We start from the raw sequence: 23019 nt of genomic DNA on the forward strand, positions 1-23019 counted from the left end.
TTTCCAGCATCTTCCGATAAAAAAGAGCGGGTCCTGCGGGGCCCGCTCTTTTCATAGGCTCTCTTTTCTGCAGGCTTCTGAAGCAGAGGTAAAAATCAATCGGCCAACAAAAAACCCTGCCTCATTTGAGAGCAGGGTTTTTCGGGAGTGTTTTCAGGGCCTTTCAGCTTTCCAGGCCCTGGGCCTGCCGGTGACGGCTCACATCTTCAGCCATCGCTTTCTGCAGTTTCTCCATGGCACGCGCCTCGATCTGGCGGATGCGTTCGCGTGAAACGCCATAATGATGCGACAGCGCTTCCAGCGTGGAGGGGTCCTCCTTGAGGCGGCGCTCGGTCAGGATATGGCGCTCACGTTCATTGAGCGTCTTCAGCGCCTCAGCCAGCAGGGCCTTGCGGCCGCTCATCTCTTCAGCTTCAGCCAGGACATCTTCCTGCGTGTCCTGCTCATCCACCAGCCAGTCCTGCCACTCCCCTTCGCCGTCCAGGCGCAGCGGGGCGTTGAGGCTGTGGTCCGGGGCAGCCAGGCGGCGATTCATCGAAACCACGTCCTGCTCTGGCACCCCCAGCGTGGTGGCGATCTGGTTGACCTGTTCAGGCTGCAGGTCCCCTTCTTCAAAAGCCTGCATCTGACCCTTGAGGCGCCGCAGGTTGAAAAAGAGTTTTTTCTGCGCTGCCGTCGTGCCCATTTTGACCAGCGACCAGCTGTGGAGGATGTATTCCTGCATGGCGGCCCGGATCCACCACATGGCGTATGTGGCGAGGCGGAAACCGCGTTCAGGATCGAAACGGCGTACTGCCTGCATCATGCCGATATTGCCCTCGCTGATCAGCTCACTGATCGGCAGGCCATAGCCGCGGTAGCTCATCGCGATCTTGGCAACGAGACGCAGGTGGGAGGTTACGAGCCGGTGGGCAGCCTTCAGATCATGCTCATCACGCCAGCGGCGCGACAGAGACAGTTCCTCATCTGGGGTCAGGAGGGGGAAACGGCGGATTTCCTGCAGGTAGCGTGTCAGGTTGTTTTCCGGACCGACTGCGGGAAGGGCGACGGAAGTGTTCATGGAATTCGACTCCTTGCGCCTGAGGGAACTTTTCAGTGAAAATGATCCTTGGAAAGCGATCCTGCGACTGAGAGACGGAGGGGCGCATTACGCCGACGTCAGTATAACAGGAAGCGGGGAAAAAACAGCTCCGCTTTCTGTCAGATGACCGGCAGACCAGGGTCTGCTGGCATGCATGGGCATGACGAAGCGGTATTGGTTGAGGCATCTTCGGGGCGGTTGTGGGCCCGAAAACGAGAAAAGGGCAGAATGAAAGCCGGTTAAGCTGTTATCTGGGACTTATCAGGTACCCTTATAATAGGTTTAGATAAACAAGTCAAAGATTGATAAAGGGAAAACCGATTACTTTTCCTTAAGTTTTTCCATGAGGGTGCGGAAATCTTCCGGCAGGGGCGAGGAGAAGCGGAGCATCTCGCCGGTGCGGGGATGTTTGAACCCCAGGGTTGCAGCGTGCAGGGCCTGGCGCGGGAAATCCAGCGCTGCCTCACGCCCTTCGCGTGTCAGACCCTGCGCAGCACCTGGAATGCGGCGCAGATAAACGGGATCACCTATGAGCGGGTGACCGGCCTGCGAAAGATGAACGCGGATCTGGTGGGTCCGCCCCGTGGCAAGCCGGCACTCCACCAGGGAGGCGCTGTCGTGGAAAGTCTCGAGCGTCTTGAAACGTGTCAGCGCATGCTTGCCCCCCCTTGAGACGACCGTCATGCGTTTGCGATCGCGCTTGTCGCGGCCGATGGCACCGTCAAATTCTCCCTGTGGCGGGAGCACCCCCCAGGCCAGCGCCTGGTAGGCGCGTTCGATATCGCGCGTGGCAAACGCGTCTGAAAGGGCCTGGTGGGCGAGGGGGGTTTTGGCGACAACCATGACGCCGGACGTGTCCTTGTCCAGCCGGTGGACGATGCCGGGGCGCTTTTCCCCGCCGATGCCCTCGAATTCGGGCCCGCAATGCGCCAGCAGGGCATTGACCAGCGTGCCCGTTTCATTACCGGGCGCAGGATGGACAACCAGGCCAGGCGGTTTGTCGAGCACGAGGAGGTCGCGGTCTTCATAAAGAATGGTCAGGGGGATGTTCTCAGGCAGGGGGCGGGCCGGGGCTGCCGGGGGCACTTCAAGCACGAGCTCCATGCCTGCGCGCAGGGCAAGCGCCGGGTCTGTGCGAATCTGACCGTCACAGGACAGGCACCCGCTTTCGATCAGGCTCTTGACGCGTGAACGTGATAAGGTGCCGATGGCTTCAGCCAACACGCGGTCAGCCCGCTGGCCAGTCTGCGAAGCGTTGGCGGTCAGCCTGTGGCGCACGCTCTCTGCTGAGTTGGAAGCGGGCGAAGAGGCGGGGTCCCTGAAAGGAAGCGCATCCATGCATTCAGTACGTTCATCGAATTCATCTGACATGAAGGAAAACCTAGCCGGGATTGAAGCGGGCGGCGAGGGCAATCCCGCCTTTGGGGCGGTTCCGCCGCCACCCCCGGTATCGCGTGCGCTGATGGGCGCGGTCATTTTCATGGGCGTGCTGCTTGTGGTCGGCACGGTTGCCCTGCTTTGGGTGATCGTGAGCCGCAGGCTGCATCCAGCGCCCCCGCCCGTTTCACCGACCCCGTCTCTCGTCGCGCCGGCGACCGGCGGCCAGGCTTTCAATGGCTCTGCTTCAGCACGGCTGAACCTGCCTCTGCGAAATGGAGAGCAGGTGCAAAACCTGACCTCCCGCCCGGACGGGGCGGTGCTGGTGCTGATCAGGGGCCCGCAAGGCGGGCGGATCCTTCTTTGGCAGCCCGAGACAGCGCGCCTGCTGGCCGAGCTGGTGCTGCCGGCTGCCTCTCCGCCGGCGCCTTCTTATCCGAACGCGTCTCCTTGACAGGAGCGGGCTCCAGGCAGTTCAGGATGGCCTGCATGAGGCCTGGAAAGCGTTTGTCCAGCTCAGCACGGCGCAGGGAGTTGAAATGCTGGATCCCCTGTATCTCCGTGCGGATCAGACCGCTTTCCCGCAGCACCTGAAAGTGATGAGACATGCTGGATTTCGGCCGCTTTCCCAGCAGGGTGGTGCAGTTTGCGGTTCCCAGTTCGTGAAGCTGCAGCACGATATTCATGCGTACAGGCTCGGCCAGGGCCCGCAGGACCTGCGAGATCTCCACATTTTCCAGTTCGGGGTGAAAATAGCCGCTCATGGGGCGGAATTATTCCTGTGCGGGGAGTGCGATGCAACGTCTTTTATAAACGGGCCTTTTGTATCGGGGTGCAGGCCTGCAGGATGAGGAAGGGCGTTTTGGTCTTGTGGCCTGAAGAGAGAGCGCCTATTGTTCGATAATCGTCGAACTAAAGGACGACAACCCGTTCCACAGGAGGTCACTTTCATGACAACCTTGTTTGATCCCATCCAGCTCGGCTCAATTCCGTGCAAGAACCGTATCTTCATGGCCCCCCTGACGCGTGCGCGCGCCACCAAGGAAGCGGTTCCCACGCCGATCATGGCTGAATACTACGCCCAGCGTGCGGATGCCGGGCTTATCATCTCTGAAGCGGTGGGGATCTCCCGCCAGGGGCTGGGGTGGATTTACGCGCCCGGCATCTGGAACGATGAACAGGTGGAAGCCTGGAAGCCGATCACCAAGGCAGTGCATGACAAGGGCGGCCGGATCGTGTGCCAGCTCTGGCATATGGGACGCATGGTGGCTTCCTCCGTGACCGGCGAGCAGCCTGTTGCTCCGTCGGTTTCAACAGCGCCAGGCTACATCCACACCTATGAAGGCAAGCAGCCTTATGAAGAGGCGCGCGCCCTGCGTCTGGACGAGATCCCGGGTCTCATTGCCGATTACGCCAATGCGGCGCGCAATGCCATCAAGGCCGGCTTTGATGGCGTGCAGCTTCATGCGGCCAACGGTTACCTGATTGATGAGTTCCTGCGTGACGGTACCAATCAGCGGACCGACCAGTATGGTGGCAGCCCCGAAAACCGCTTTCGCCTGCTGCGTGAAGTGACGGAAGCGCTTATCGGCGCGATCGGCGCGGAAAAAGTGGGCGTACGCCTGTCTCCGAACGGAGAGATCCAGGGCTGCATTGACAGTGACCCGGCCACCGTGTTCGTGCCTGCGGCGAAAATGCTGCAGGATCTCGGCACCGCCTGGTTGGAGCTGCGTGAATCCGATGCGGAAGGCAGCTTCCCCATGGCCCCGCGCACCAACCAGCCCAAACTGGCGCCCGAGATCCGCAAGGTCTTCACCAATCCTCTGGTGCTCAATCAGGGCTATACGTTTGAAGAGGCTGAAAAAACCGTTGAGAGTGGCCTGGCCAATGCCATCGCTTTCGGCCGGCTTTTCATCGGCAATCCCGATCTGGTGGAACGTTTCCGCAAGCACCTGCCGCTGGTTGAGAGTGATTCCCATACCTGGTACGGGGCCTGGAATGGCGCCAAGGGGTACACGGATTACCCAGACGCTCAGTAAGCTTCTCTGAGAGAATATCCGCCTGGAGAAAACACTCCCGGTGCCTGCAGGTGCCGGGAGTGTTTTTATGGAAAAATAGAGAGCCTGGTCCTGTCTTCAGGAAGCGTCGGTCGTAGTCCCAGGGCGGGTCAGCTCATAAAGCGCGACGGTCGCGGCATTGGAGACGTTCAGGCTCTCCATGTCGCCCGGCATGTAAATGGAGGAGATCTCATCGCAGGTTTCGCGTGTCAGGCGGCGCAGGCCGGCCCCTTCAGCCCCAAGCACGAGGGCAGTGCGTCGCGGGCCGAGCGCATCACGGTCAAGCCGACCTCCACCGGCATCCAGCCCGACCACCCAAAGACCTTCTTTCTGCAGAGTGGCCAGCGCGCGGGAGAGATTGGTTTCCCGCAGCAGCGGCACGATATCGAGCCCGCCTGATGCAGCCTTGGCCATCGTGCCTGTTTCAGGCGGTGTATTGCGGTCCTGAACCACGACACCAGCGGCCCCGAAAGCGGCTGCCGACCGGAGAATGGCGCCGATATTGCGGGGGTCGGTCACCTGGTCGAGCACGAGAACGGGCCCGTCGCGTTCTGCCAGAACTTCTGAGATATCGGGCGGAGTCAGGGGCTCAACCCGCAGCGCGATCCCCTGGTGCACGGCGTCACGCCCGCAGAGGGAGTCGAGCTCTTCACGCGTGACGATACGCGGCTGCACCGGCAGCTGCCGCGGCAGGCCGGCTGCCACTTCCTGCGTGGCAAGCAGCTCATGGCAGATGCGGCGGGGGTTGTTGAGCGCGCTGTCCACAGCATGGGTGCCGTACATCCAGTAGCCGGCCTTGGCAGCGGGCGGGCCGCTGCGCGCGCGGGTCTGGGAAGGCCGGCGCGCCGTTTTCGACAGGTCTTCGGCAGCCGCCAGAGAGGCACGCAGACGGGAAGAGATTTTCTTGGCCATGAGGGTGTTCCGATTGCTGTCTGGAAAGGGAGAAAAGAGCCGGTGGCTGCAGAGACGTGGGAATTGACATACACGCATTGACGCCTTATTACACCCACATCCCACTGTGGAGGAGTGCCCGAGTGGCTAAAGGGGGCGGACTGTAAATCCGCTGGCGTACGCCTACGTTGGTTCGAATCCAACCTCCTCCACCATATTTCCTGAAAAAATGACAGTTTTCTGCAGGGTTTAATCCCAGGCCGTGGCCCGTATTCAGGGGCCGCCTCCTTGGCGGGTCTGCTGTTCAGGCAATCGGATAGCGCTTGAAGGCCGCGCTTTCCTCCAGAGTGGTGCCAAGGGTTTTGAGAGCGGGGAAAGTTTCCGCTTTGACCACATCCGGCACCATCAGTTGCAGGAACGACCAGGCCACGGCACTGGTAAGCGCCGCCTGGTCAGGGCGGGAGTGGGGCAGCGGCTGGCCTGTCCATTGTCTGTCCAGTTCCTCGCAGGCAGCCAGGAGCTGGCGCGTGACGCGCTCGAGCCAGGGCTGGTAGAGTTTCTCCGGCGGGCGGAGCTTGTGCTCATAGACAATCTGCACGGCTTTTTCACAGGCAGCCAATGCCAGACCGACCGTGCGCAGGGCCCAGGCCAATGGCTGGGGCTGTTGGGGCAGCAGTTTATCAGCAGGCCTGCTGAGAGTTTCGAAATACTCGATGATCAGCGTTGAATCCATCAGCACGGTATGGTCATCGAGCACCAGGGTCGGTGCCTTGACCACGGGATTGATACGGGAGAAGGCCTCGAAGGTGCTGAATACCGACATGGGCTCGAGTTCAAATGGAACGCCCAACAGCTCCAGGGAAATGGCTGTGCGCCGCACATAAGGTGAGTCCAGGGTGCCAAACAAGTGCATTTGTTATGTTATTTCCCTGATATCTTTTTAACAGAAACTTTGGGCAGACACCTTGCCTGGGTCCTGTGTGTTTCGTGGCAGAAAGCGTTTTTTACCGCTGCTGCCTGCAAAGGCCACTGCGGCGCACCCCGTTCTGAACAGCCGGGGACGCGCCGCCTGCAGGCAGGCCGTTTTATTTTTACCCTTCAGATGAGCTGTCAGGGCCCAAGCAGTGGGTGGCCCGCAAAGTCCTTAGGGGCTTTTTTGAGAGTTGAGGGAACTTTCAGGCTAAGGCCGGATTCAGAAAGGGATCAAATTAACTTTTGTAGAGCTGCTGGCCCTGAGGAGGCTTTTTCAAAAGCGGCAGGGGCTGGAAAAACAGGGTCAAAATCAGTCTCGGAGACGTGCAGGCCAGTTATAAGCAGGGTTTTTAAAATATGTTAAAGGTTATTTATAAAACAGGATGAAAGAAGTCCTGCTTAGGTATACGCCCCCTGCAACATTGGTGTGCAATAAATAAATCGATTCAAGAAAGCGTGAGGCTGGACGCTTGCCAAAAAATGGCGCAGCTTTCCTCCAATGAAAGAAAAGGAGGGTTAAGATCATGTCTTATAACGTTGGCAAGTATCTGGCGAAACGTCTTGAACAGATCGGAATAAAAGATCACTTCGCAGTAGCTGGTGACTATAACCTGGTTCTTCTTGACCAGCTTCTTGATAATAAAAACCTCAAACAGATTTATGACTGCAATGAGCTCAATTGCGGCTTTGCAGCAGAAGGCTATGCCCGTGCCAACGGGGCAGGTGTATGCGTTGTGACCTTCAGCGTCGGTGCGATTTCCGGCATGAATTCGGCGCTCGGCGGTGCTTATGCGGAAAACCTGCCGGTCCTGATGGTCTCCGGCGGTCCCAACAGCAATGATTACGGGTCCGGGCACATCCTTCACCACACGACCGGCAAGACCGATTACGATTACCAGATGGAAATGGCCAAACAGGTCACCTGTGCGGCTGAGCGCATCACCCAGGCCAGCGAAGCGCCGCAGAAGATCGATCACGTTCTGCGTACCATGCTGCGTGAGCGTAAACCGGCTTACCTGGAGATCTCCTGCAACATCTCCGCGCAGGAATGCCCGGCCCCCGGCCCGGTCTCCACGCTGCTGGCCGAGCCGAAAACCGACAAGACCAGCCTTGACGCCGCGGTCAAGAAATCTGCCGATTTCCTGAAGGGTGCGGAACGCGTCGTGATTCTGGTCGGCTCCAAGGTGCGTCCTGCCGATGCCGAGAAGCAGGCTGTCGAGCTGGCTGACAAGCTGGGTTGTGCCGTGACGGTGATGGCAGCGGCCAAGAGCTATTTCCCCGAGCAGCACCCCGGTTTCCGCGGCGTCTACTGGGGCGTGGTCTCCAGCCCCGGCGCCCAGGAGCTGGTGGACAGCGCCGATGCGCTCATCACCATCGGTCCGAACTGGAATGACTATGCCACGGTGGGATGGCGCGCCTGGCCGCGCGGCAAGCGGGTGCTCCAGGTCGAGCCTGATCGCGTGCTGGTCGAAAATGAAAGCTTTGCCGGCTTCCCGATGCGCGAGTTCCTGAGCGAGCTCAGCAAGGTCGTGACGCCGAAGCCCGAGACGACCAAGAACACGACCGCGCCGAAGCTGGAGATCCCGGCTGCCGCGCCGTCCGCGCCGCTGACCAATGATGAGATGACCCGTCAGATCCAGGAACTGCTGACCCCTGACACCACCCTGATGGTCGAGACCGGTGACTCCTGGTTCAATGCCATGCGCATGAACCTGCCCAATGGCTGTCGCGTCGAATCAGAGATGCAGTGGGGCCATATCGGCTGGTCCATTCCCTCCGGCTTCGGCTGTGCAGTGGGTGCGCCCAAGCGCCGCAACCTCATCATGTGCGGTGATGGCTCCTTCCAGCTGACCGCGCAGGAAGTCGGCCAGATGATCCGCTACGAGCTGCCGGTTATCATCTTCCTGGTCGACAACAAGGGCTATGGCATCGAAATCGCCATTCATGACGGTCCTTACAACTATATCCAGAACTGGAACTATGCCGCCCTGATGGACGCCTTCAACGGCGAGAAGGGCCACGGGCTGGGTCTGGTTGCCAAAACGGCCGGTGAAATGGCTGAGGCTATTAAGAAAGGTCTGGCCAACAAGAAAGGCCCGACCCTGATCCAGTGCTGCATCCCGCAGGATGACTGCACCGAGGCGCTGACTGTCTGGGGACGTGAAGTGGCACAGACCAATGCCCGTCCCCCAATTGTGAACGACTGACCTCACTGAAAGTGCCACGCCTACAGTCAGGGCTGTGGTATGGATGAAGTCATGGGCGCCTGTCAGACCGGTTGTTTTCCTTGGTGGAGGCCCGGAACCCGGCAGGCGCCGCACGCTTTAAAAGGAGTTTCTTCCATGAAAGCAGTTGTTGCCACCGAACAGGGTGGTTTTGGCATCGTTGACAAGAAGCTGCGCCCGCTCAAAAGCGGCGAAGCCAAGGTGAAGGTCGAGAAATGCGGCGTATGTCATACTGACATCCACGTCGCCCACGGTGATTTCGGCGACAAGGCCGGAACGACCCTGGGTCATGAAGGTGTCGGTCGTGTCACGGAGGTCGGACCTGACGTTGACTCCCTGAAAGTCGGCGACCGGGTCAGTATCGCCTGGTTCTATGAGGGCTGCGGCCGTTGCGAATACTGCACGACCGGGCGTGAAACCCTGTGCCGGAGCGTCAAGAACGCCGGTTACACGGTAGACGGTGCCATGGCTGAAGAATGCATCGTGCCGGCTGATTACGCTGTGAAAGTGCCCGATGGCCTGGATTCCGCCAAGGCGAGCTCCATCACCTGTGCGGGCGTGACCACCTATAAGGCGGTCAAGGAATCCCACATCCAGCCGGGACAGTGGATCGCGATTTTCGGCCTGGGCGGCCTGGGCAACCTGGCGCTTCAGTTCGCCAAGAACGTGTTCGGCGCAAAAGTGATCGCGGTGGACGTCAACGAAAAACAGCTCGAATTCGCCAAGAAGCTCGGCGCTGACCTGGTCCTCAACCCCATCAAGGACAAGGTGGTTGAAGATATCATCAAAGCGACCGATGGCGGGGCCTATGCGGCTGTCGTGACGGCTACGGCCAAGGCAGCCTTCAATTCCGCCGTTGAGTGCGTGCGTGCCGGTGCGCGCGTGGTTGCGGTCGGCCTGCCGCCGGAATCGATGGACCTGAACATCCCCCGTCTGGTTCTGGACGGCATTCAGGTGGTCGGCTCCCTGGTCGGCACCCGCTACGATCTGGCCGAAGCTTTCCAGTTCGCTGCTGAAGGCAAGGTGGATCCGAAAGTGGAGCTGCGCCGGATTGAGGACATCCAGGACATCGTCAAGGAAATGGAAGAAGGCAAGGTCACTGGCCGTATGGTCATCGACTTCACCAAGGAATAAGACATTTCCGGCTCCAGGCCCGGCTTCGCTTGCGCGGCCGGGTCCCAGAGGCGCTCCTGACCTGGTCAGACAGCGCCTTTTTCATATTCAGGAATATGGGCCCCTGGAGGCCAGAGCGCGTTTACTGGCGCCAGCTTGAGGGAATAAGCACAAAGCTGAGCCAGCTCATGATGTGCAGAACCAGCGCTGCGCAGAAGATGTTCTTGGCGGCCTCCCAGCGCGTGACATCAAAACCGGACCATGGCGCCAGAAACCAGGCGGTGGTTCCTGCTGAAACGGAGCAGATGAGGGCTGCGTAGATCTCGTAGAGAAACCGGTGCCACATCGTGACAGGGTTGGCCGCAGGCGCTGCAGCTGCGCTCGCCGTCTCTTTCGGTGCCGCGGAAGCAGCAGGCGCCGTTTGGGGAGGCTCGGAGGGTGCAGGGTTTGTGGACTGCGTGGCGGCTGCCGCCATGGCGTTGCTTCCTGAAAATAGAGATTTGTCTCAGCCGCCTGCGGGCTGCCAGCAGAGCCTGCGAGCTAGCCAGCGGGAACAATCTTTTTAAGCGCGCTTTGTGGAGGGTGTCATGTCCTTTATGGGCTTTCCCCCTGTTGCCCCGAAAGCCGGTTGCAGAGAAACAGCGTAAGGGTTTTGCGCAATCCATCCAACCTGTCCTGAAACGCCTGGTCAGACAGAGTGCCCTGCTCGTGTGCCTGGAAGAGCTCCAGGGCCTGCAATCCGGCAGCCATGAAAAACACCGTCATCGTGGCTTGCGGGTCGGGCTGGGCCGGTACTGTCAGGAAGGCGTTGTCGGTCATGGCCGCCGCAAGCGTTGCGCCATGCCAATCTTTGAGGGGCCGGTAGCCTGTCTCCTGTGGGGCAGAGCCGTTGAATATCCTGGCCATCTCTTCGCAACAGGCGGCGCATTCCTCGCCACAGGCTTCGGCTGTCGGCGCTTCCGCCTGTGCTTTGAGCAGGTTACGGAGGAAAGTCTCTACCAGCCTGCCGGTGGTCATGAGATCTCCAAGCGACTGTTCTGAAACAGGCTTACCGGCGTCGTGGCTGTTGTGGGTATCGGCAGGAAAGACCCAGACGGGTTCGGGGCGCGTGCACAGGAGCATTTCCTGCATTTCAGCTGGGGTGGCAGGGCGCGCCTCAATATCCAGCTCCGGCACTGTCAGGAAAGCGCTCAGGGCTTCAAAAACGTTTACGCTAGGGGGTGGTTCCGCTGTGGCGCGCTCCTGCAAGGCAGTGCCGTAAGCGGCTGCTTCCTGGGGCAAGCCATACCCAATCAGGCTGCTGAACTGGCCTAACAGAGCAGGCTCCAGGGTCTGGAGAGTGGGAGAGGCGACCCAGCTGCTGGCAAAGCGCTGGCCTCGTGAGGGCATATAAAGACAGAATATCCACAGGGCAGTGGGGGAAGGGGTCGTTGGACTGCTGGCTGCGCGCCGCAGGGAAGCGAAAAGCTGTTGTCTCAGCGGCCCACCTGTCAGATGCCACCCTTGCTGGAGGGCGGGGAAAGAGGCGCCTCTTTCAGACATTGTCGCTTCACTTCCTCGCCAAGCCAGTGGGAAAACTGATTACTCCTGCCGTGCCTTCCGGCAGGCGCTATTGTGGCGAATACCGGCCGGGAGGTGAAGGGCAGCCGGCCGAGAGGGCAGCGCTGATTGCAGGGGACTAACTTTTTACCCCCTTAAGGATGGGATGTGCCTATTATGGGCAGATCATGCGGAAGATTACGCAAAGGAGCGTTCAGATGCGTTTTTCAGCGATCATGTCCGTCGGGCTGGGTCTGGCGGCGAGCATCGGTTTGGGCAGTACAGCGGTCCGGGCCGCACCCCCGCTCGGGCAGTTCACGGGTAAGGATCTCGTAGGTGCCTGTGCCGAAGAGCTCAAGCAGTCGGCCGGCATGGAGAAGGGCAAGAGCGCGCCTGATGTGGCCCTGAACAATCTCGGCATGGGCATGTGCGTCGGCATGGTCTACATGGCTGTCAACAACCAGAAGAACCTGGGCGTGATCTATTCCCGGCTGACAGACCAGTTCACCAAGGTGGATACGCCGCAGGCCCGTGAGTTTGTCGCAGGCTTCGGCCCGCCGGTCTGCACGCCACGTGACGCAACGCTGCAGAAAGACATCCTGGGCGTTATGGAATATGCCGCCCATCATGCTGACCAGCTTCACAAGAGCGCCAGCGGCTTCGTCGCTGAGGCCCTGGGCGCCACTTATCCCTGCAAACCGCAATCGGCCATGAGCCCTGCTGAGCGCAGTGCCCTCAATCCGATCTTCTACCAGGGTGCGCCGGCTGCAGCGGTCAGTGTGCCTGCGCCCAAAGGGAAATAGTCCACCTCTCCCGCTGCTTGATCCGATGTCTGTCCCGATGTCTGATATTAGATGTCAGATATCGGGGTTTTCGACCATGCCTGCATGTTCCTGGATGAACCGGAAACGGGGCTCAGGCTTGCGGCCCATCAGGTCTTCAACACGGTTACTGGTCATAGTGGCGTCCTGGGGCGGCAGGGTGACCCGCAGGAGCGTGCGGTGACGCGGGTCCATGGTCGTATCCTTGAGGTCGGAGACAGGCATCTCGCCGAGGCCCTTGAAGCGTGAGATCTCCACCTTCGCGCCCTTTTTGAAGGCGGTTTTCAGCAGGTGGTCGCGGTCGTCATCGCTCATGGCATACACGCTCTTGCCGCCATGGGTCAGGCGATAGAGGGGCGGCTGGGCCAGGTAGAGATGGCCGTTGCGGATCAGCCCGGGCATTTCACGGTAGAAAAATGTCATCAGCAGCGAAGCGATATGGGCGCCGTCTACATCCGCATCCGTCATGACGATGATGCGGCCATAGCGCAGGTTGGACAGGCTGAACTCGCGCCCGCTGCCGCATCCCAGCGCTTCGGTCAGGTCGCGGAGCTCCTGATTGGCCCGCAGCTTGTCCTGGGTTGCGGAAGCCACGTTGAGGATCTTGCCGCGCAGGGGCAGGACAGCCTGTATCTCGCGGTCACGGGCCTGGCGTGCTGAACCGCCCGCTGACTCGCCTTCCACCAGAAAGAGCTCTGTCTCCTCCGTTCGGGTTGAAGCGCAATCGGTCAGCTTGCCGGGCAGCCGCAGCTTGCGGGTGGCACTTTTGCGGGCGGTCTCCTTGGTGTCGCGGCGCCGCAGGCGTTCCTCGGCACGCTCCACCATGTGGGAGACGATCGCATCGGCCTGGGCGGGATTGCCTCCCAGCCAGTGGTCGATGCGGTCGCGCAGCGCCCCTTCCACCAGCCGGGCCGCATCACGCGAGGTGAGCTTGTCTTTGGTCTGACCCTGAAATTCGGGGTCGCGCAGGAAAACGGAGAGACGCCCGTTCAGGCTGCCCAGGATATCCTCTGCCGTGATGGCGCTGGCACGGCGGATCTTGCGCTGCTCCCCCCAATTCCTGAAGCCCTTGAGCAGGGCTGCCCGCAATCCAGCCTCATGCGTGCCGCCCTGGGGCGTGGGGATCGTGTTGGCCCAGGACACCAGCCCTGACGGCCCTGAGCCCAGAAGGGCCAGTGCCCATTCGATCCGGCCGCCTTCTTCCCCCTTTGCGGTCTGCGGCAGGGGGGCTTCGCCGGCCCAGAGAGGTGCAAGCAGGTCCGGGGTCTGGCCCAGGTCATGCTGCAGGGAATCTTCCAGACCGTTGGGAAAGTTGATGACCGCTTCTGCCGGAGGGGCATCCTCGCCTTTCAGAAGCTCTGGCGCGCAGGACCAGCGGATGGTGACCCCGCGGAAAAGGGCGGCCTTGCTTTTGCACAGCCGGAACAGGCGCGCAGGTGAAAAATTCTGCTTGCCGAATATCTCCAGGTCCGGCGTGAAACGGACTGTCGTGCCCCGGCGGTTGGCGACAGCACCGACTTTTTCGAGAGGGGTCAGGGGCAGGCCGCGTGAAAATTCCTGCCGCCAGACCGTCCGGTCCCGGGCGACCTCGACTTCCAGCTTTTCTGACAGGGCGTTGACGACAGAGCTGCCGACGCCGTGCAGCCCACCTGACGTGGCATAGGCCTTGCCGGAGAACTTCCCGCCTGCGTGCAGGGTGGTGAAAATGACCTCGAGGGCAGACTTGTCGGGAAAACGGGGATGGGGATCGATCGGGATGCCGCGCCCGTTGTCACGCACCAGCAGCGTGCGCGGCCCTTCCAGCGCTACGTCGATAATGCTGGCATGTCCGGCCACCGCCTCATCCATGGCGTTGTCGAGAATTTCAGAAGCGAGGTGATGGAAGGCTGTATCGTCAGTGCCGCCGATATACATGCCCGGCCGCCGGCGAATCGGCTCAAGGCCTTCCAGCACCTCAATGCTGTCTGCGCTGTAGCCTTCAGAGGATGCGGGCCGCAGCTCTGGGCCGGCTGGGCCGGGCGCCTGGGCTGCGCGTCGGCGCGCAGGCTTTTTTGCGGATTTCTTCTCAGCGTCCCCAGCGGGGGTGGAGGAGGACGCGGGCGAGAACATGTCGTCCATTCGTGATCCTGCTCGTGATCCTGCCAATTCTGAAATTCAGGTCGCCACTGGTGGGGCGGGGCGTGAGAAAGAACCTTGCCGGATGCCGCACTCCCCAGATGCCTCAGTCAGGGAAGAGAGCGTGCCCCTCTTCCCTGACTGTTTTCAGCGGCGATGGCGGCGGACCGTGTGGCCGCGACCGCGCCGGTGGGAGATCTTGCGCGTTAGCTCCGCACCGGAGGCCTTGGGGGCTTCGCAGCTTTCATAGGAGGAAGGCTGCAGGATGTCCTTGGCTTCAGCGTAATGGGCGAGGTCGGTGTCTGTATCGAGCGCGTTCACCTCATCGAACATCGGCACGCGCTGCATGCAGAAGATGGTGCCGGATTTCAGCCCGCCAAGGGACTGCACATCGGCAAGCTGCGTGACGTAATCATCGCGCTTTTTCTGCCCCTGGCGGCCGTAGGTCGCCTGGAAATACGTCTGCAGCCGCTTGTCTGCCTTGAGCAGGGAAGGGCGGAACTTGCTGACGAACGCGTTGTAATTGTCCTGCTTCTTGCAGGAAAGCGCCGTCACCATCAGTTCAGAGCGCAGACCGGCGATATCGAAGGCATCGTGAACCTCGGGGTTGGTCTTGCAGCCGGCAGCCTGGACCGCCGGAAGGGCGCCGACAAAGGCGAAGGCCGCAGCAAGCGAGGCTGCCAGAAAACTTTTCTGGCCCTTGTGCCGCGCTCTTCCCTGGGTGGCAGGGGCAGAGGTGCGACGGGACGAAAACGATAAAACGCGGGCCAGAACAGGCATCGGCATACTCTCCGGAGGACGTGTGATCCTGCCTCTTACCATGAGTGATTGCAGCGAAACATCGCCTAATGCATAAAAAATTGCTTCGGTGCGTTCTCTTTCATTGCTCTGGCGACTATCCTCCGCCATAGAAAAGTCCTGTCACCCATCCCGGCCGCACTGTTGCTGGGCCCGTCGGGGTCCAGGGAGAGAGCAGTCTGTCCGATACCGTGCTGCATATCCGGTGGCGAGGGATGGTCGTTTGTCACTTCGGCTGCGGGGCAGCTGGTTTTCGTGACTGTTGTTTCCACTGCCAGTATTTATGCTGCCAGACTGTTTTGGAGTTGCACGTGCGTCTGCGAGGTTCTGTCATCAGCACTACGGGGGCGGCTTTCGCGGTCCTCCTCTCTCTTTCCGGCTGTGCACACAGGAAGGTTGCGCCTGTGGTCGCCACGGGACCGTTCGCCTATATGAAGGTCTCCTCTCTTTGCCAGGTCGGCAAGATCACGGTGCAGCCATCGGGCGTGATGGATGTCGACATGAAAGTCGGCAGCGATGACGGGCTGTGTGCCATCCCCCTGACAAAGGACCATGGGGGCAGCTACGCCTCCTTCGGTGTGTCTCCGCCGCCTGAGCACGGCCATGCCTTCCTCTACAGCTATTACGGCCACACCTATGTCGATTACACGGCGGCAACAGCCTATAGCGGCCCCGACCAGTTCGGCGTCACGCTGATTCCCGGTCAAGGCCAGCCCCGTCGTCAGCTGAATGTGAAGGTCACGGTTGTGGCTGTCGGTGCCGCCGCGACCCCGGCTTCAGCTGCAGCGGCCAAGACGGAGAAGAAGCCTGAAGCCAAGGCTGAAGAACCTGCCAAGACGACCGCCCATAAGGCGGTAACCCGCAGGAAAGGCGTGGTACACCGCCGGGTCGTGCGCAGGAGGCGCTGAGCTTTCCGGCACAGTTGAAGCCTTATCAGGCAGTGTTTCCTAACGGGAACGCTGCCTTTTTTTAATTCGGCCTGGTTTTGAGCAATGCGGAAAATCACTGAAGCGGGATATTCAGGCAGGAAGTCCCGTCAGGGCCCTTGGGACGGGTGATATATCTACCGGCAAAGAGCCGGGCCATGGTGCTTTACTGGAGATCGATCTCAACGCGCCGATTCTGGGGCTCGCGCACGTCCGGGCCGGTCGGAACCAGGGGTTGGGAAGAGCCGTAGCCCCTGACGGTGATCAATCCAGCCGCCACGCCGTCCCTGATCAGCTCGGCCTTGACCGTATCAGCCCGCTTGAGGGAGAGGGCCTGGTTGTACAGCTGTCCCCGCCGGCCTGGTGCCCCTGAAGTGTCGGTATGACCTGCGACCATGATTTTTGAAAACTGCACGGCTGTCGAATTGCGCGCCGCCACGGCGACGATCTCGCGGGCACGGGGCGTCAGATCAGCTGAGTTCCAGTCGAAGAAGACCAGATAAGTCCGCGTCGGGGAGGGGGCTGGGGGGGCTGCGACCGGGATCGGCTTGGGCGGTGGCGGGGCGGGGTCGAACTCATAGCGCAGGCCCAGAAAGAGCGAATGGTTGAAATCGGTGCGCGTATTGCGGTGGCCTTCCACCAGGCCTCCGTCCCCCCCCACGTAAGGCGGCGGGCCACCGGTTGCGATGGAGGTGTGCTTGTGGTGCCCGGTGATGGTGAAGAAGCGGTATTCCATCGTCGTGGAGAGGCCGATCACCCAGGGAACCGGGAAGGAAAGGCCGAAAATGCCCTGATAGGCAAATCCGCCGCTCGTGCCGCCGACATGTTCCTTGTAGTTGGAATAACCTGCCCCGCGCCCGTTGATGTTGGTGCGCATGCGCTGCCAGCCATAACCGATGCCGGCGCCGAAATAGGGATAGATCCAGTTGGCGCCGATATCCATGTCGAACAGGGCATTGGCCATGGCGTCATAGGTGTGCTGGTGGCCTGATACGCTGTTCTTGAACCCCGGATCGTGGAAATTGCCGTAACCGTTATTGCGGTATCCGCCTTCCATCTCGACCCGGAAGCCGTTGTCGAGGCCGTAACCGAAACTGCCCGAGGCGGCGATGCCCGGGTCGAAACCGTCACGGCCGCGCGGAAAGAGCTTGGTATGCGGGTTGACGGTCTGGGCCTGGTTGAAGCTCGCGCCCGCTCCGCCGCCGACGTAGAAGCCACGCACGGGTTGGGCCTGCGCCGTCCCGGCTGAAAGGCCGAGAAGCAGTGCCCCGCTCAGCGCCCCTGTCATGCCGGCGCCGGCGAGCAGGGAGAAACGGGCCGCAGCGCCCCCACGACTCAGCAAGGCGCTGCTTCGGCTCAGCAGGGCCATGATGGTGGAGCGCTGCGTCATAGATGTTTCTCCAAGCACAGGGGCGAAAGCTTCAGTGCCGTAAGCTGTGGTGAATCGGAACACCGGCCGGAGCGGCGAGCGGCAATGGCTCCTCTTTTCGCTGAAAGGCGCAGGCAACGCAATGTATCGGGGGAAAAATGGCCCCTGGCGTGACAATTTCGCCGCAGAAATTTCAAGAGAAAACAGCGCGGCTCAGAAGCCTGAGAGGCGTTTTTCACATTGTGGCGCGGCGCGGGGAAAGGGTCGTCTCCAGCGGCTGTGAGGCATCCTCAAGTTCGAGCTCCACAACCCACAGATCAGGATCAGTATTGCTCTGGCGTTCCAGCCAGGTGGCCAGGCGTTGCTCAGTCAGACGTCTTTCCTGCAGAGCTGCGTCGGCACCAGCAGCTGTTTCAGAGCCCCCCTCAGGCGGAAGCGGCGTGAAGTCGTGGCGTTTCCAGCCCTGTCGTCTCTCCTGCAGGGCTGCGAGCCGGCCATGGCGGTCGGTGAGCACCACGATGATGGCCCCTGCATCCTCATCGCCCTTGCGCAGGACCATCCCGGTCTCGTTCCGACTCGCTGCCTGGCGCAGAAGAGCGCGAACCCAGAGCCCTGATTTGAGAGCCTGATACTCAGCGGGAAATGTCATGGGCAGGCTTTCAGGGGGCAGCTGCTGGTGCTGCTGGGGAAGTCAGGTCATCAGGGATACCGGCGAGGGCTGCCTGATAGGCCTGGCTGGAGCTGAGAAGCCGGGCCGCCTGGTGCAGGTCGTCCCTGTCGGCGCCGGAGGCAGGGCAGAGGGCCCGGATGCTCAGGACCTCGGAAACCGGTGTTTCAACCCGCACAGCGCGGGACTGGCGTAGCGGGACTTCCAGCAGGTTGCGGCCATGAGCCAGGGCGGCAAGCTGGGCCTCGGCTGGCAGGCCGGGCGCGCTCAGGCAGAGTTGCGGGAACACGCCCAAGCCCTGTATCGGCCAGCCCAGCGGGGCGAAGTTGCGGCTCCAGGTGACGAAGACTTCGCCGTGATTGGGCATCTGGCCGATGATCTGAACCAGCCCCTTGCCGAAGGTGCTGGTGCCGACCACCGCGGCGCGGCGGTGATCAGCCAGCGCTGCGGCCAGAACTTCCGCAGCGCTGGCGGTACCGCCGTCCACAACGACGGCGACCGGACTGCCGGAAAGCATATCGCCTCCCTGGACGGACCAGACGTGATTGGCCACGGGGTCGCGCCCTTCGGTGGTGGCGGCGATTCCGTTATCGAGGAGCAGGGCCGCTGTCATGACGGCCTGCTGGAGGGTGCCGCCATGGTTGCCCCGCAGGTCAATGATCAGGCCGGGAATGCGGAGCTTTTTTTCAGCCAGTGCCCGGTCCACGTCGCCATCATCGCCTTGTGCGGCCGCAGGCAGGAGGTTGGACAGGTAGAAACTCACCTCTTCAGCTGTCTGGCTGGAGAAATGCGTGATGTGCAGGACGGTGTAAGGGCCCTGGCGGTCTGGAAAGACCGTTTCAGGCGGCAGGCGCAGGCGCGGCAGGGTGATGGTTTTTCTGCGTCCTTCCTGCAGGACCGTCAGGGTCACATTGCTGCCGGGAGCGCCTGCAAGCCAGTTCTGGACGGTATCGAGCGGCACGTTGCGGGTTGAGCGGCCGTCCACCATGATGACGGTCTGGCCGATATCCAGTCCATTTTCCCAGGCAGGGCTGTTGATGTTGATGGCGCTTATGGTCGGCGAGCGGCCGGGACGCTCCGCCAGTCTGATCCCGATCGAGTAATCATCGCCCTGGCGATAGGCCCGCTCATCATGCGCCTGCTGGGGGGAAAGATAGCGGGAATAGGGGTCGAAATGACTGAAAATCTCCTGAAAGAAGGCTGGCAGCAGCGCCGACACGCCTTTCTGGCGCAGGAGCGGCGCATGTTGCCAGGCGGTTTGCAGGGTGACCATCACAGTATTGACCCAGGCTTTCAGGTCCTGGGCGGGCGGGGCTGGGCGCGTGAGCAGGATCGTTCCTGGCGCAAGGGGGGTGTTCTGGGTCAGGATGAGCTGCCCGTTGCCGAGATGGATGCCGAGCCCGGGATCCAGGGCTGTCAGGCTCTGCAGTCCCCACAGGCAGAGCTGGGGGTAGGTATAGGCTTTCAGGGCCCGTGGCTGGATGAAGCTCAAGGCAGAGGCGATGACATTGTGAATCATGGCCGCCTGTGCCGCGGGCAGAACAGGGCTTGTCTCCGCGCCCTCCCGGTTTGCCGCCTGAACCGGTACAGACGGAGACGCATCAGCGGAAAGAAGGGGCGGGCTCGGAGGGGGGCTCTGAGACTTCAGGGGTCTTGGGGCTGCCTGTGCCTGGGAAATGGCGACCGCCAGGGAGAGGGCCAGAAACATGGCGATGCGTGCCGTGGCGCAGGCCTGCAGGCGCGCACGGGCCGACAGGGCACTGCTGTGCGAAAACGTGGCGCGGCGGGGAACGTCAAGGCAGGTGCACGGTTGAGACACGGCAAAGGACATTCAGGGAAAGAAACCCCTCAAAGACATGGCGGGGTCAAAAGCCCGGCCCTCTCCGAGGACAGGCAGAGCCTTGGGCATCAGGGATGTTTGCGCCTCTGGTCGCCCTTGGATCGCGCCAGATTCCAACAGGTGAAAACAGTTCGTGCCAGTCAGCTGGAACCACTCTTCAGGCGGCTACCTGAAGTGGCTATCTGAACCGGGGGGAGTATGCAGGCATTGCCGGGCTGTCCACAACATCTGCAGGCATGAATACGCAAGCTGCAGGTCATTTTGTGGCGAAACTGTGGCTTTGTGGTCTCGTTCCGGCGCTGCCGGTTTCTGCAGCGTCGAAGGGCGGAGAGGCAGGTTCAGAAGGGCATCTCGTCAGAAGGTTCAACGACAGGACCCGCAGAGGGCGCGGCAGCAGGGGAAGCAGAAGAAGTGGTTGCCTTCTTCGATGCCTTCGGTGCTGTCTTAGTGGTTTTGCTGCGTGCTGTCGTCTTGCTGCTCTTGGCCGCCGTTTTGGCGGTAGGCTTGGCAGCGGCCTTTTTAGTGGCGGTGCTCTTACCCGTAGCACGGCCTGTCTTGGCGGCTGTTCCGGCTTTCTTGGCAGGTGTTTTGGCAGCCGTTTCTTTCGCGCCTGTCTTGCTGCTCTTGGCTGCGGCTTTGGAGGTTGTCTTGCGGGTGGTCTTTTTGGCGCCGCCGCCTTTCAGGGGTTTTCCCTTCTCAGCCAGAAGGCCCACCGCCTCCTCGAGAGTCACTTCCTCCATCACGCGGTCGCGCGGCAGGGTTGCCACCATCTGCCCGTGCTGGACATAGGGGCCGAACCGCCCCTTGCGCACCATGACCGTTTCCTGGTCCTGCGGATGGGGGCCAAGGGTGCGGATATTGGCGAGCTTCTTGCTCAGGACATCCATGGCTCGGTTCAGCCCGACCGACAGGATGTCGTCGTCCTTGTCGAGCGTGCCGTAAATGCTGCCCATCTTGACGAAAGGCCCGAACCGTCCCAGCCCGACCTGGATCGCTTCACCCGTTTCCGGATGCGCGCCGACCGTGCGCGGCAGGGAGAGCAGTCCCAGCGCCTGCTCAAGGGTGAGGTCATCGCCGTTGATTTCCATGCCGTTGAGATGCTTGGGGATGGGGGCGCGCTTAGGCTTGATCTTTTTATTGTCGGGATCCGCTTCGCCGCGCTGGATATAAAGCCCGTAAGGGCCGCGCCGGACCGTGACTTCCTCACCGCTTTCGGGATCAGTGCCCAGAACGCGCATGCCCTCTTTGAGAACGACCTCGCCTTCATCGATCACAAGCGGACGGGTGGCGCGGCATTCCGGATAGTTGGAGCAGCCCAGAAAAGCGCCGTGCCGCCCGAGCTTCAGGCCCATCCGCCCCGTGCCGCAGGTGGTGCAGAGCCGCGGGTCGCTGCCATCTGCGCGGGGCGGGAAGAAATGGGGCCCCAGGTCGCGGTCCAGCGCATCAATGACATCGGAGATCTTGAGGTCATGGGTCTTGCTGACCGTCTCCGAAAAACTTTTCCAGAAAGCGGCCATGACCTCGTGCCAGTCAGCGCGCCCGCCCGAGATGTCATCAAGCTGCTCTTCGAGATCGGCGGTGAAGCCGGTGTCCACGTAGCGTTCGAAAAAGGACACCAGGAAGGCCGTCACCAGGCGGCCGCGGTCTTCAGGCATGAAGCGCCGGTTTTCCAGCCGGACATAATGGCGGTCACGCAGTACGCTCAGGATGGAGGCATAGGTGGAGGGGCGGCCGATGCCGATATCCTCCATGGTCTTGACCAGGGAAGCTTCGGAGTAGCGCGGCGGCGGCTGGGTGAAATGCTGCTCGGCCAGCACATCCTGCGTGGCGACCGCTTCGCCTTCCTCCATGGGGGGCAGGAGGCGGCTGTCATCATCGCCGCGTCCGTCGTCGCGGCCTTCCATGTAAAGTTTGAGAAAGCCGTCAAAGGCGATCACGGAGCCGGTGGCGCGCAGCAGGGCGGTATCGCCCTTGTTGCCCAGGGTGATGCCGGTCTGGTCGATCTCGGCCGACTGCATCTGGGCTGCCACGGCGCGTTTCCAGATCAGCTCGTAAAGGCGCTTCTGATCGTGCGTGAGGTAAGGCGCCACCTGCTGGGGCGTATGGGAGACATCAGTGGGGCGGATGGCCTCGTGCGCTTCCTGCGCGTTCTTGGTCTTGGTGTTGTAGAGCCGCGGGGTGTCAGGGCAGTACTGGCTGCCGAAGGCCTGGTTGATATGCTGGCGGATGGACTGCACGGCCTCCTTGGCCATCGTGACCCCGTCTGTGCGCATATAGGTGATGAGCCCGGTCGTCTCGCCGCCGATATTGACGCCCTCATAGAGCTGCTGGGCGGTGCGCATGGCGACCTGCGCGCCCATGCCCAGCTTGCGCGACGCTTCCTGCTGCATGGTGGAGGTCGTGAAAGGCGGGGCGGGATTGCGCCGCGTGCGCTTGCGCTCGATCGCGCGCACGGAAAAATCAGAACTGCGCACCAGGTCACGGGCCTGGAAAGCCTTGGCTTCGTCATTGAGGCTGAACTGCTCGAGCTTTTCACCGTTCAGATGCGTGAGTTTCGCGTCGAACCCGGCATCATGGGCGGTGAGGAAACGCGCCCCCACGCTCCAGTATTCGCGGGCCTTGAAGACCTCGATCTCCGCCTCGCGTTCACAGATCAGCCGCAGTGCCACTGACTGCACGCGCCCGGCACTGCGGCTGCCGGGCAGTTTGCGCCACAGAACGGGCGAGAGGGTGAAGCCGACGAGATAATCCAGCGCGCGCCGGGCCAGGTAAGCGTCGATGAGCGGCTGGTCCAGCTCGCGGGGGGCGGCCATCGCCTCGGTGACAGCGTGCTTGGTGATCTCGTTGAAGGTGACCCGCCGCACCGGGATGTTCTTGAGAACCTTCTTCTCTTCCAGGGCCGCGCGGACATGCCAGGAAATGGCCTCGCCCTCGCGGTCGGGGTCGGTAGCCAGAATCAGTTCATCGGCATTCTTGAGGGCCTTGGCGATCAGGTTGATCTGTTTGGCGCCGCCCTCGCTGGTCTGCCAGAACATCTTGAAGTCTTCATCAGGCAGAACGCTGCCGTCCTTGGGCGGCAGGTCGCGCACATGCCCAACGGAGGCGATCACGGTGTAGTTGCTGCCCAGATATTTATTGATTGTCTTGGCTTTCGCCGGGCTTTCGACCACCACAACGCTTGTCGTCATTGCCTCTCTCGCTCCTGGCTTCCGGTTTTCACGAACGGGC

At 61.4% G+C, this 23019-nt stretch carries 18 protein-coding genes, 1 tRNA gene and 1 pseudogene; 7 read left to right on the forward strand and 13 right to left on the reverse strand.

Annotation, left to right across the window (positions count from 1 at the left end; genetic code table 11):
* Positions 1-163 precede the first annotated feature (163 nt).
* Together rpoH and E3E11_RS05725 are read right to left on the reverse strand one after the other, a co-directional pair.
* Positions 164-1060, reverse strand: coding sequence for an RNA polymerase sigma factor RpoH (rpoH, locus tag E3E11_RS05720; protein ID WP_141451555.1), 897 nt, complete (start codon positions 1058-1060; stop codon positions 164-166).
* A gap of 342 nt (positions 1061-1402) precedes the next feature.
* Positions 1403-2419, reverse strand: a complete 1017-nt coding sequence (locus tag E3E11_RS05725; protein WP_141452173.1) for an RluA family pseudouridine synthase — start codon at positions 2417-2419, stop codon at positions 1403-1405.
* 31 nt (positions 2420-2450) lie between these two features.
* On the opposite strand from E3E11_RS05725, the gene E3E11_RS08580 reads away from it, so the two are divergent.
* Positions 2451-2912, forward strand: a complete 462-nt coding sequence (locus E3E11_RS08580; RefSeq protein WP_231119071.1) for a hypothetical protein — start codon at positions 2451-2453, stop codon at positions 2910-2912.
* A gap of 166 nt (positions 2913-3078) precedes the next feature.
* Here E3E11_RS08580 and E3E11_RS08630 read toward each other — a convergent pair.
* Positions 3079-3222 (reverse strand): annotated as a pseudogene (locus tag E3E11_RS08630) (ArsR/SmtB family transcription factor); the annotation flags it as partial.
* A 186-nt stretch (positions 3223-3408) separates the two neighbouring features.
* Between E3E11_RS08630 and E3E11_RS05735 the strand changes: the two are divergent.
* The gene (locus E3E11_RS05735; protein ID WP_141451557.1) at positions 3409-4497 is read left to right on the forward strand and encodes an alkene reductase; all 1089 of its coding nucleotides are present in this window, start codon (positions 3409-3411) and stop codon (positions 4495-4497) included.
* Between the two features lie 96 nt (positions 4498-4593).
* Here E3E11_RS05735 and rlmB read toward each other — a convergent pair whose 3' ends face one another.
* The gene (rlmB, locus tag E3E11_RS05740) at positions 4594-5427 is read right to left on the reverse strand and encodes a 23S rRNA (guanosine(2251)-2'-O)-methyltransferase RlmB (RefSeq protein ID WP_141451558.1); all 834 of its coding nucleotides are present in this window, start codon (positions 5425-5427) and stop codon (positions 4594-4596) included.
* 108 nt (positions 5428-5535) lie between these two features.
* Between rlmB and E3E11_RS05745 the strand changes: the two genes are divergently transcribed.
* Positions 5536-5621, forward strand: a tRNA-Tyr gene (locus tag E3E11_RS05745).
* An 89-nt stretch (positions 5622-5710) separates the two neighbouring features.
* On the opposite strand, the gene E3E11_RS05750 is transcribed toward E3E11_RS05745, so the two are convergent.
* Positions 5711-6319: a glutathione S-transferase gene (locus E3E11_RS05750; protein WP_141451559.1), complete on the reverse strand. Its 609-nt coding sequence runs from the start codon at positions 6317-6319 to the stop codon at positions 5711-5713.
* A gap of 583 nt (positions 6320-6902) precedes the next feature.
* On the opposite strand from E3E11_RS05750, the gene E3E11_RS05755 reads away from it, so the two are divergent.
* Positions 6903-8585 carry an alpha-keto acid decarboxylase family protein gene (locus E3E11_RS05755; RefSeq protein ID WP_141451560.1) on the forward strand — a complete coding sequence of 561 codons (1683 nt, stop codon included), beginning with the start codon at positions 6903-6905 and terminating at the stop codon, positions 8583-8585.
* Positions 8586-8720: 135 nt separating this feature from the next.
* A complete protein-coding gene (gene adhP, locus E3E11_RS05760) occupies positions 8721-9737 on the forward strand; it encodes an alcohol dehydrogenase AdhP (protein WP_141451561.1) in 1017 nt (338 codons plus the stop codon).
* A gap of 121 nt (positions 9738-9858) precedes the next feature.
* Here the strand turns inward: adhP and E3E11_RS05765 are convergent, their stop codons facing one another.
* Entirely contained in the window at positions 9859-10191 is a 333-nt protein-coding gene (locus tag E3E11_RS05765) for a hypothetical protein (RefSeq protein ID WP_141451562.1), read from the reverse strand.
* A 119-nt stretch (positions 10192-10310) separates the two neighbouring features.
* Positions 10311-11105 (reverse strand): hypothetical protein, encoded by a 795-nt coding sequence (locus E3E11_RS05770; RefSeq protein WP_141451563.1) that lies wholly within the window; start codon positions 11103-11105, stop codon positions 10311-10313.
* 368 nt (positions 11106-11473) lie between these two features.
* Between E3E11_RS05770 and E3E11_RS05775 the strand changes: the two genes are divergently transcribed.
* Positions 11474-12058 (forward strand): Rap1a/Tai family immunity protein, encoded by a 585-nt coding sequence (locus E3E11_RS05775; RefSeq protein WP_141451564.1) that lies wholly within the window; start codon positions 11474-11476, stop codon positions 12056-12058.
* Between the two features lie 54 nt (positions 12059-12112).
* Here the strand turns inward: E3E11_RS05775 and parE are convergent, their stop codons facing one another.
* Together parE and E3E11_RS05785 are read right to left on the reverse strand one after the other, a co-directional pair.
* Complete coding sequence (gene parE / locus E3E11_RS05780; protein ID WP_141451565.1) at positions 12113-14194, reverse strand: DNA topoisomerase IV subunit B; 2082 nt, start codon at positions 14192-14194, stop codon at positions 12113-12115.
* Between the two features lie 144 nt (positions 14195-14338).
* Positions 14339-14977: a hypothetical protein gene (locus E3E11_RS05785; protein ID WP_231118854.1), complete on the reverse strand. Its 639-nt coding sequence runs from the start codon at positions 14975-14977 to the stop codon at positions 14339-14341.
* A gap of 443 nt (positions 14978-15420) precedes the next feature.
* Between E3E11_RS05785 and E3E11_RS05790 the strand changes: the two genes are divergently transcribed.
* On the forward strand, positions 15421-15897 hold the full coding sequence (locus tag E3E11_RS05790; protein WP_195804962.1) for a hypothetical protein: 477 nt from the start codon (positions 15421-15423) through the stop codon (positions 15895-15897).
* 184 nt (positions 15898-16081) lie between these two features.
* Here E3E11_RS05790 and E3E11_RS05795 read toward each other — a convergent pair whose 3' ends face one another.
* The 4 genes from E3E11_RS05795 to topA all read right to left on the reverse strand — a co-directional run bounded on the left by E3E11_RS05795 (position 16082) and on the right by topA (position 22979).
* Positions 16082-17203, reverse strand: a complete 1122-nt coding sequence (locus E3E11_RS05795) for an OmpA family protein (RefSeq protein WP_407938692.1) — start codon at positions 17201-17203, stop codon at positions 16082-16084.
* Positions 17204-17519: 316 nt separating this feature from the next.
* Positions 17520-17933, reverse strand: coding sequence for a DUF1491 family protein (locus E3E11_RS05800; protein WP_141451567.1), 414 nt, complete (start codon positions 17931-17933; stop codon positions 17520-17522).
* Positions 17934-17943: 10 nt separating this feature from the next.
* The gene (locus E3E11_RS05805; RefSeq protein ID WP_168189211.1) at positions 17944-19770 is read right to left on the reverse strand and encodes a S41 family peptidase; all 1827 of its coding nucleotides are present in this window, start codon (positions 19768-19770) and stop codon (positions 17944-17946) included.
* Between the two features lie 359 nt (positions 19771-20129).
* Positions 20130-22979 carry a type I DNA topoisomerase gene (topA, locus tag E3E11_RS05810; RefSeq protein WP_141451569.1) on the reverse strand — a complete coding sequence of 950 codons (2850 nt, stop codon included), beginning with the start codon at positions 22977-22979 and terminating at the stop codon, positions 20130-20132.
* Positions 22980-23019 lie beyond the last annotated feature (40 nt).

It is taken from the genome of Oecophyllibacter saccharovorans (genome assembly GCF_006542375.1).
Lineage (GTDB): Bacteria > Pseudomonadota > Alphaproteobacteria > Acetobacterales > Acetobacteraceae > Oecophyllibacter > Oecophyllibacter saccharovorans.

Coding starts and splice junctions, on each gene's coding strand:
- rpoH (WP_141451555.1), bottom strand. CDS start 1,060: ATGAACACTTCCGTCGCCCTTCCCGCAGTCGGTCCGGAAAACAACCTG.
- E3E11_RS05755 (WP_141451560.1), top strand. CDS start 6,903: ATGTCTTATAACGTTGGCAAGTATCTGGCGAAACGTCTTGAACAGATC.
- E3E11_RS05790 (WP_195804962.1), top strand. CDS start 15,421: ATGAAGGTCTCCTCTCTTTGCCAGGTCGGCAAGATCACGGTGCAGCCA.
- E3E11_RS05725 (WP_141452173.1), bottom strand. CDS start 2,419: ATGGATGCGCTTCCTTTCAGGGACCCCGCCTCTTCGCCCGCTTCCAAC.
- E3E11_RS05795 (WP_407938692.1), bottom strand. CDS start 17,203: ATGACAGGGGCGCTGAGCGGGGCACTGCTTCTCGGCCTTTCAGCCGGG.
- adhP (WP_141451561.1), top strand. CDS start 8,721: ATGAAAGCAGTTGTTGCCACCGAACAGGGTGGTTTTGGCATCGTTGAC.
- E3E11_RS08580 (WP_231119071.1), top strand. CDS start 2,451: ATGAAGGAAAACCTAGCCGGGATTGAAGCGGGCGGCGAGGGCAATCCC.
- parE (WP_141451565.1), bottom strand. CDS start 14,194: ATGGACGACATGTTCTCGCCCGCGTCCTCCTCCACCCCCGCTGGGGAC.
- E3E11_RS05750 (WP_141451559.1), bottom strand. CDS start 6,319: ATGCACTTGTTTGGCACCCTGGACTCACCTTATGTGCGGCGCACAGCC.
- rlmB (WP_141451558.1), bottom strand. CDS start 5,427: ATGGCCAAGAAAATCTCTTCCCGTCTGCGTGCCTCTCTGGCGGCTGCC.
- E3E11_RS05735 (WP_141451557.1), top strand. CDS start 3,409: ATGACAACCTTGTTTGATCCCATCCAGCTCGGCTCAATTCCGTGCAAG.
- E3E11_RS05775 (WP_141451564.1), top strand. CDS start 11,474: ATGCGTTTTTCAGCGATCATGTCCGTCGGGCTGGGTCTGGCGGCGAGC.
- E3E11_RS05765 (WP_141451562.1), bottom strand. CDS start 10,191: ATGGCGGCAGCCGCCACGCAGTCCACAAACCCTGCACCCTCCGAGCCT.
- E3E11_RS05770 (WP_141451563.1), bottom strand. CDS start 11,105: ATGCCCTCACGAGGCCAGCGCTTTGCCAGCAGCTGGGTCGCCTCTCCC.
- E3E11_RS05785 (WP_231118854.1), bottom strand. CDS start 14,977: ATGCCGATGCCTGTTCTGGCCCGCGTTTTATCGTTTTCGTCCCGTCGC.
- E3E11_RS05800 (WP_141451567.1), bottom strand. CDS start 17,933: ATGACATTTCCCGCTGAGTATCAGGCTCTCAAATCAGGGCTCTGGGTT.
- topA (WP_141451569.1), bottom strand. CDS start 22,979: ATGACGACAAGCGTTGTGGTGGTCGAAAGCCCGGCGAAAGCCAAGACA.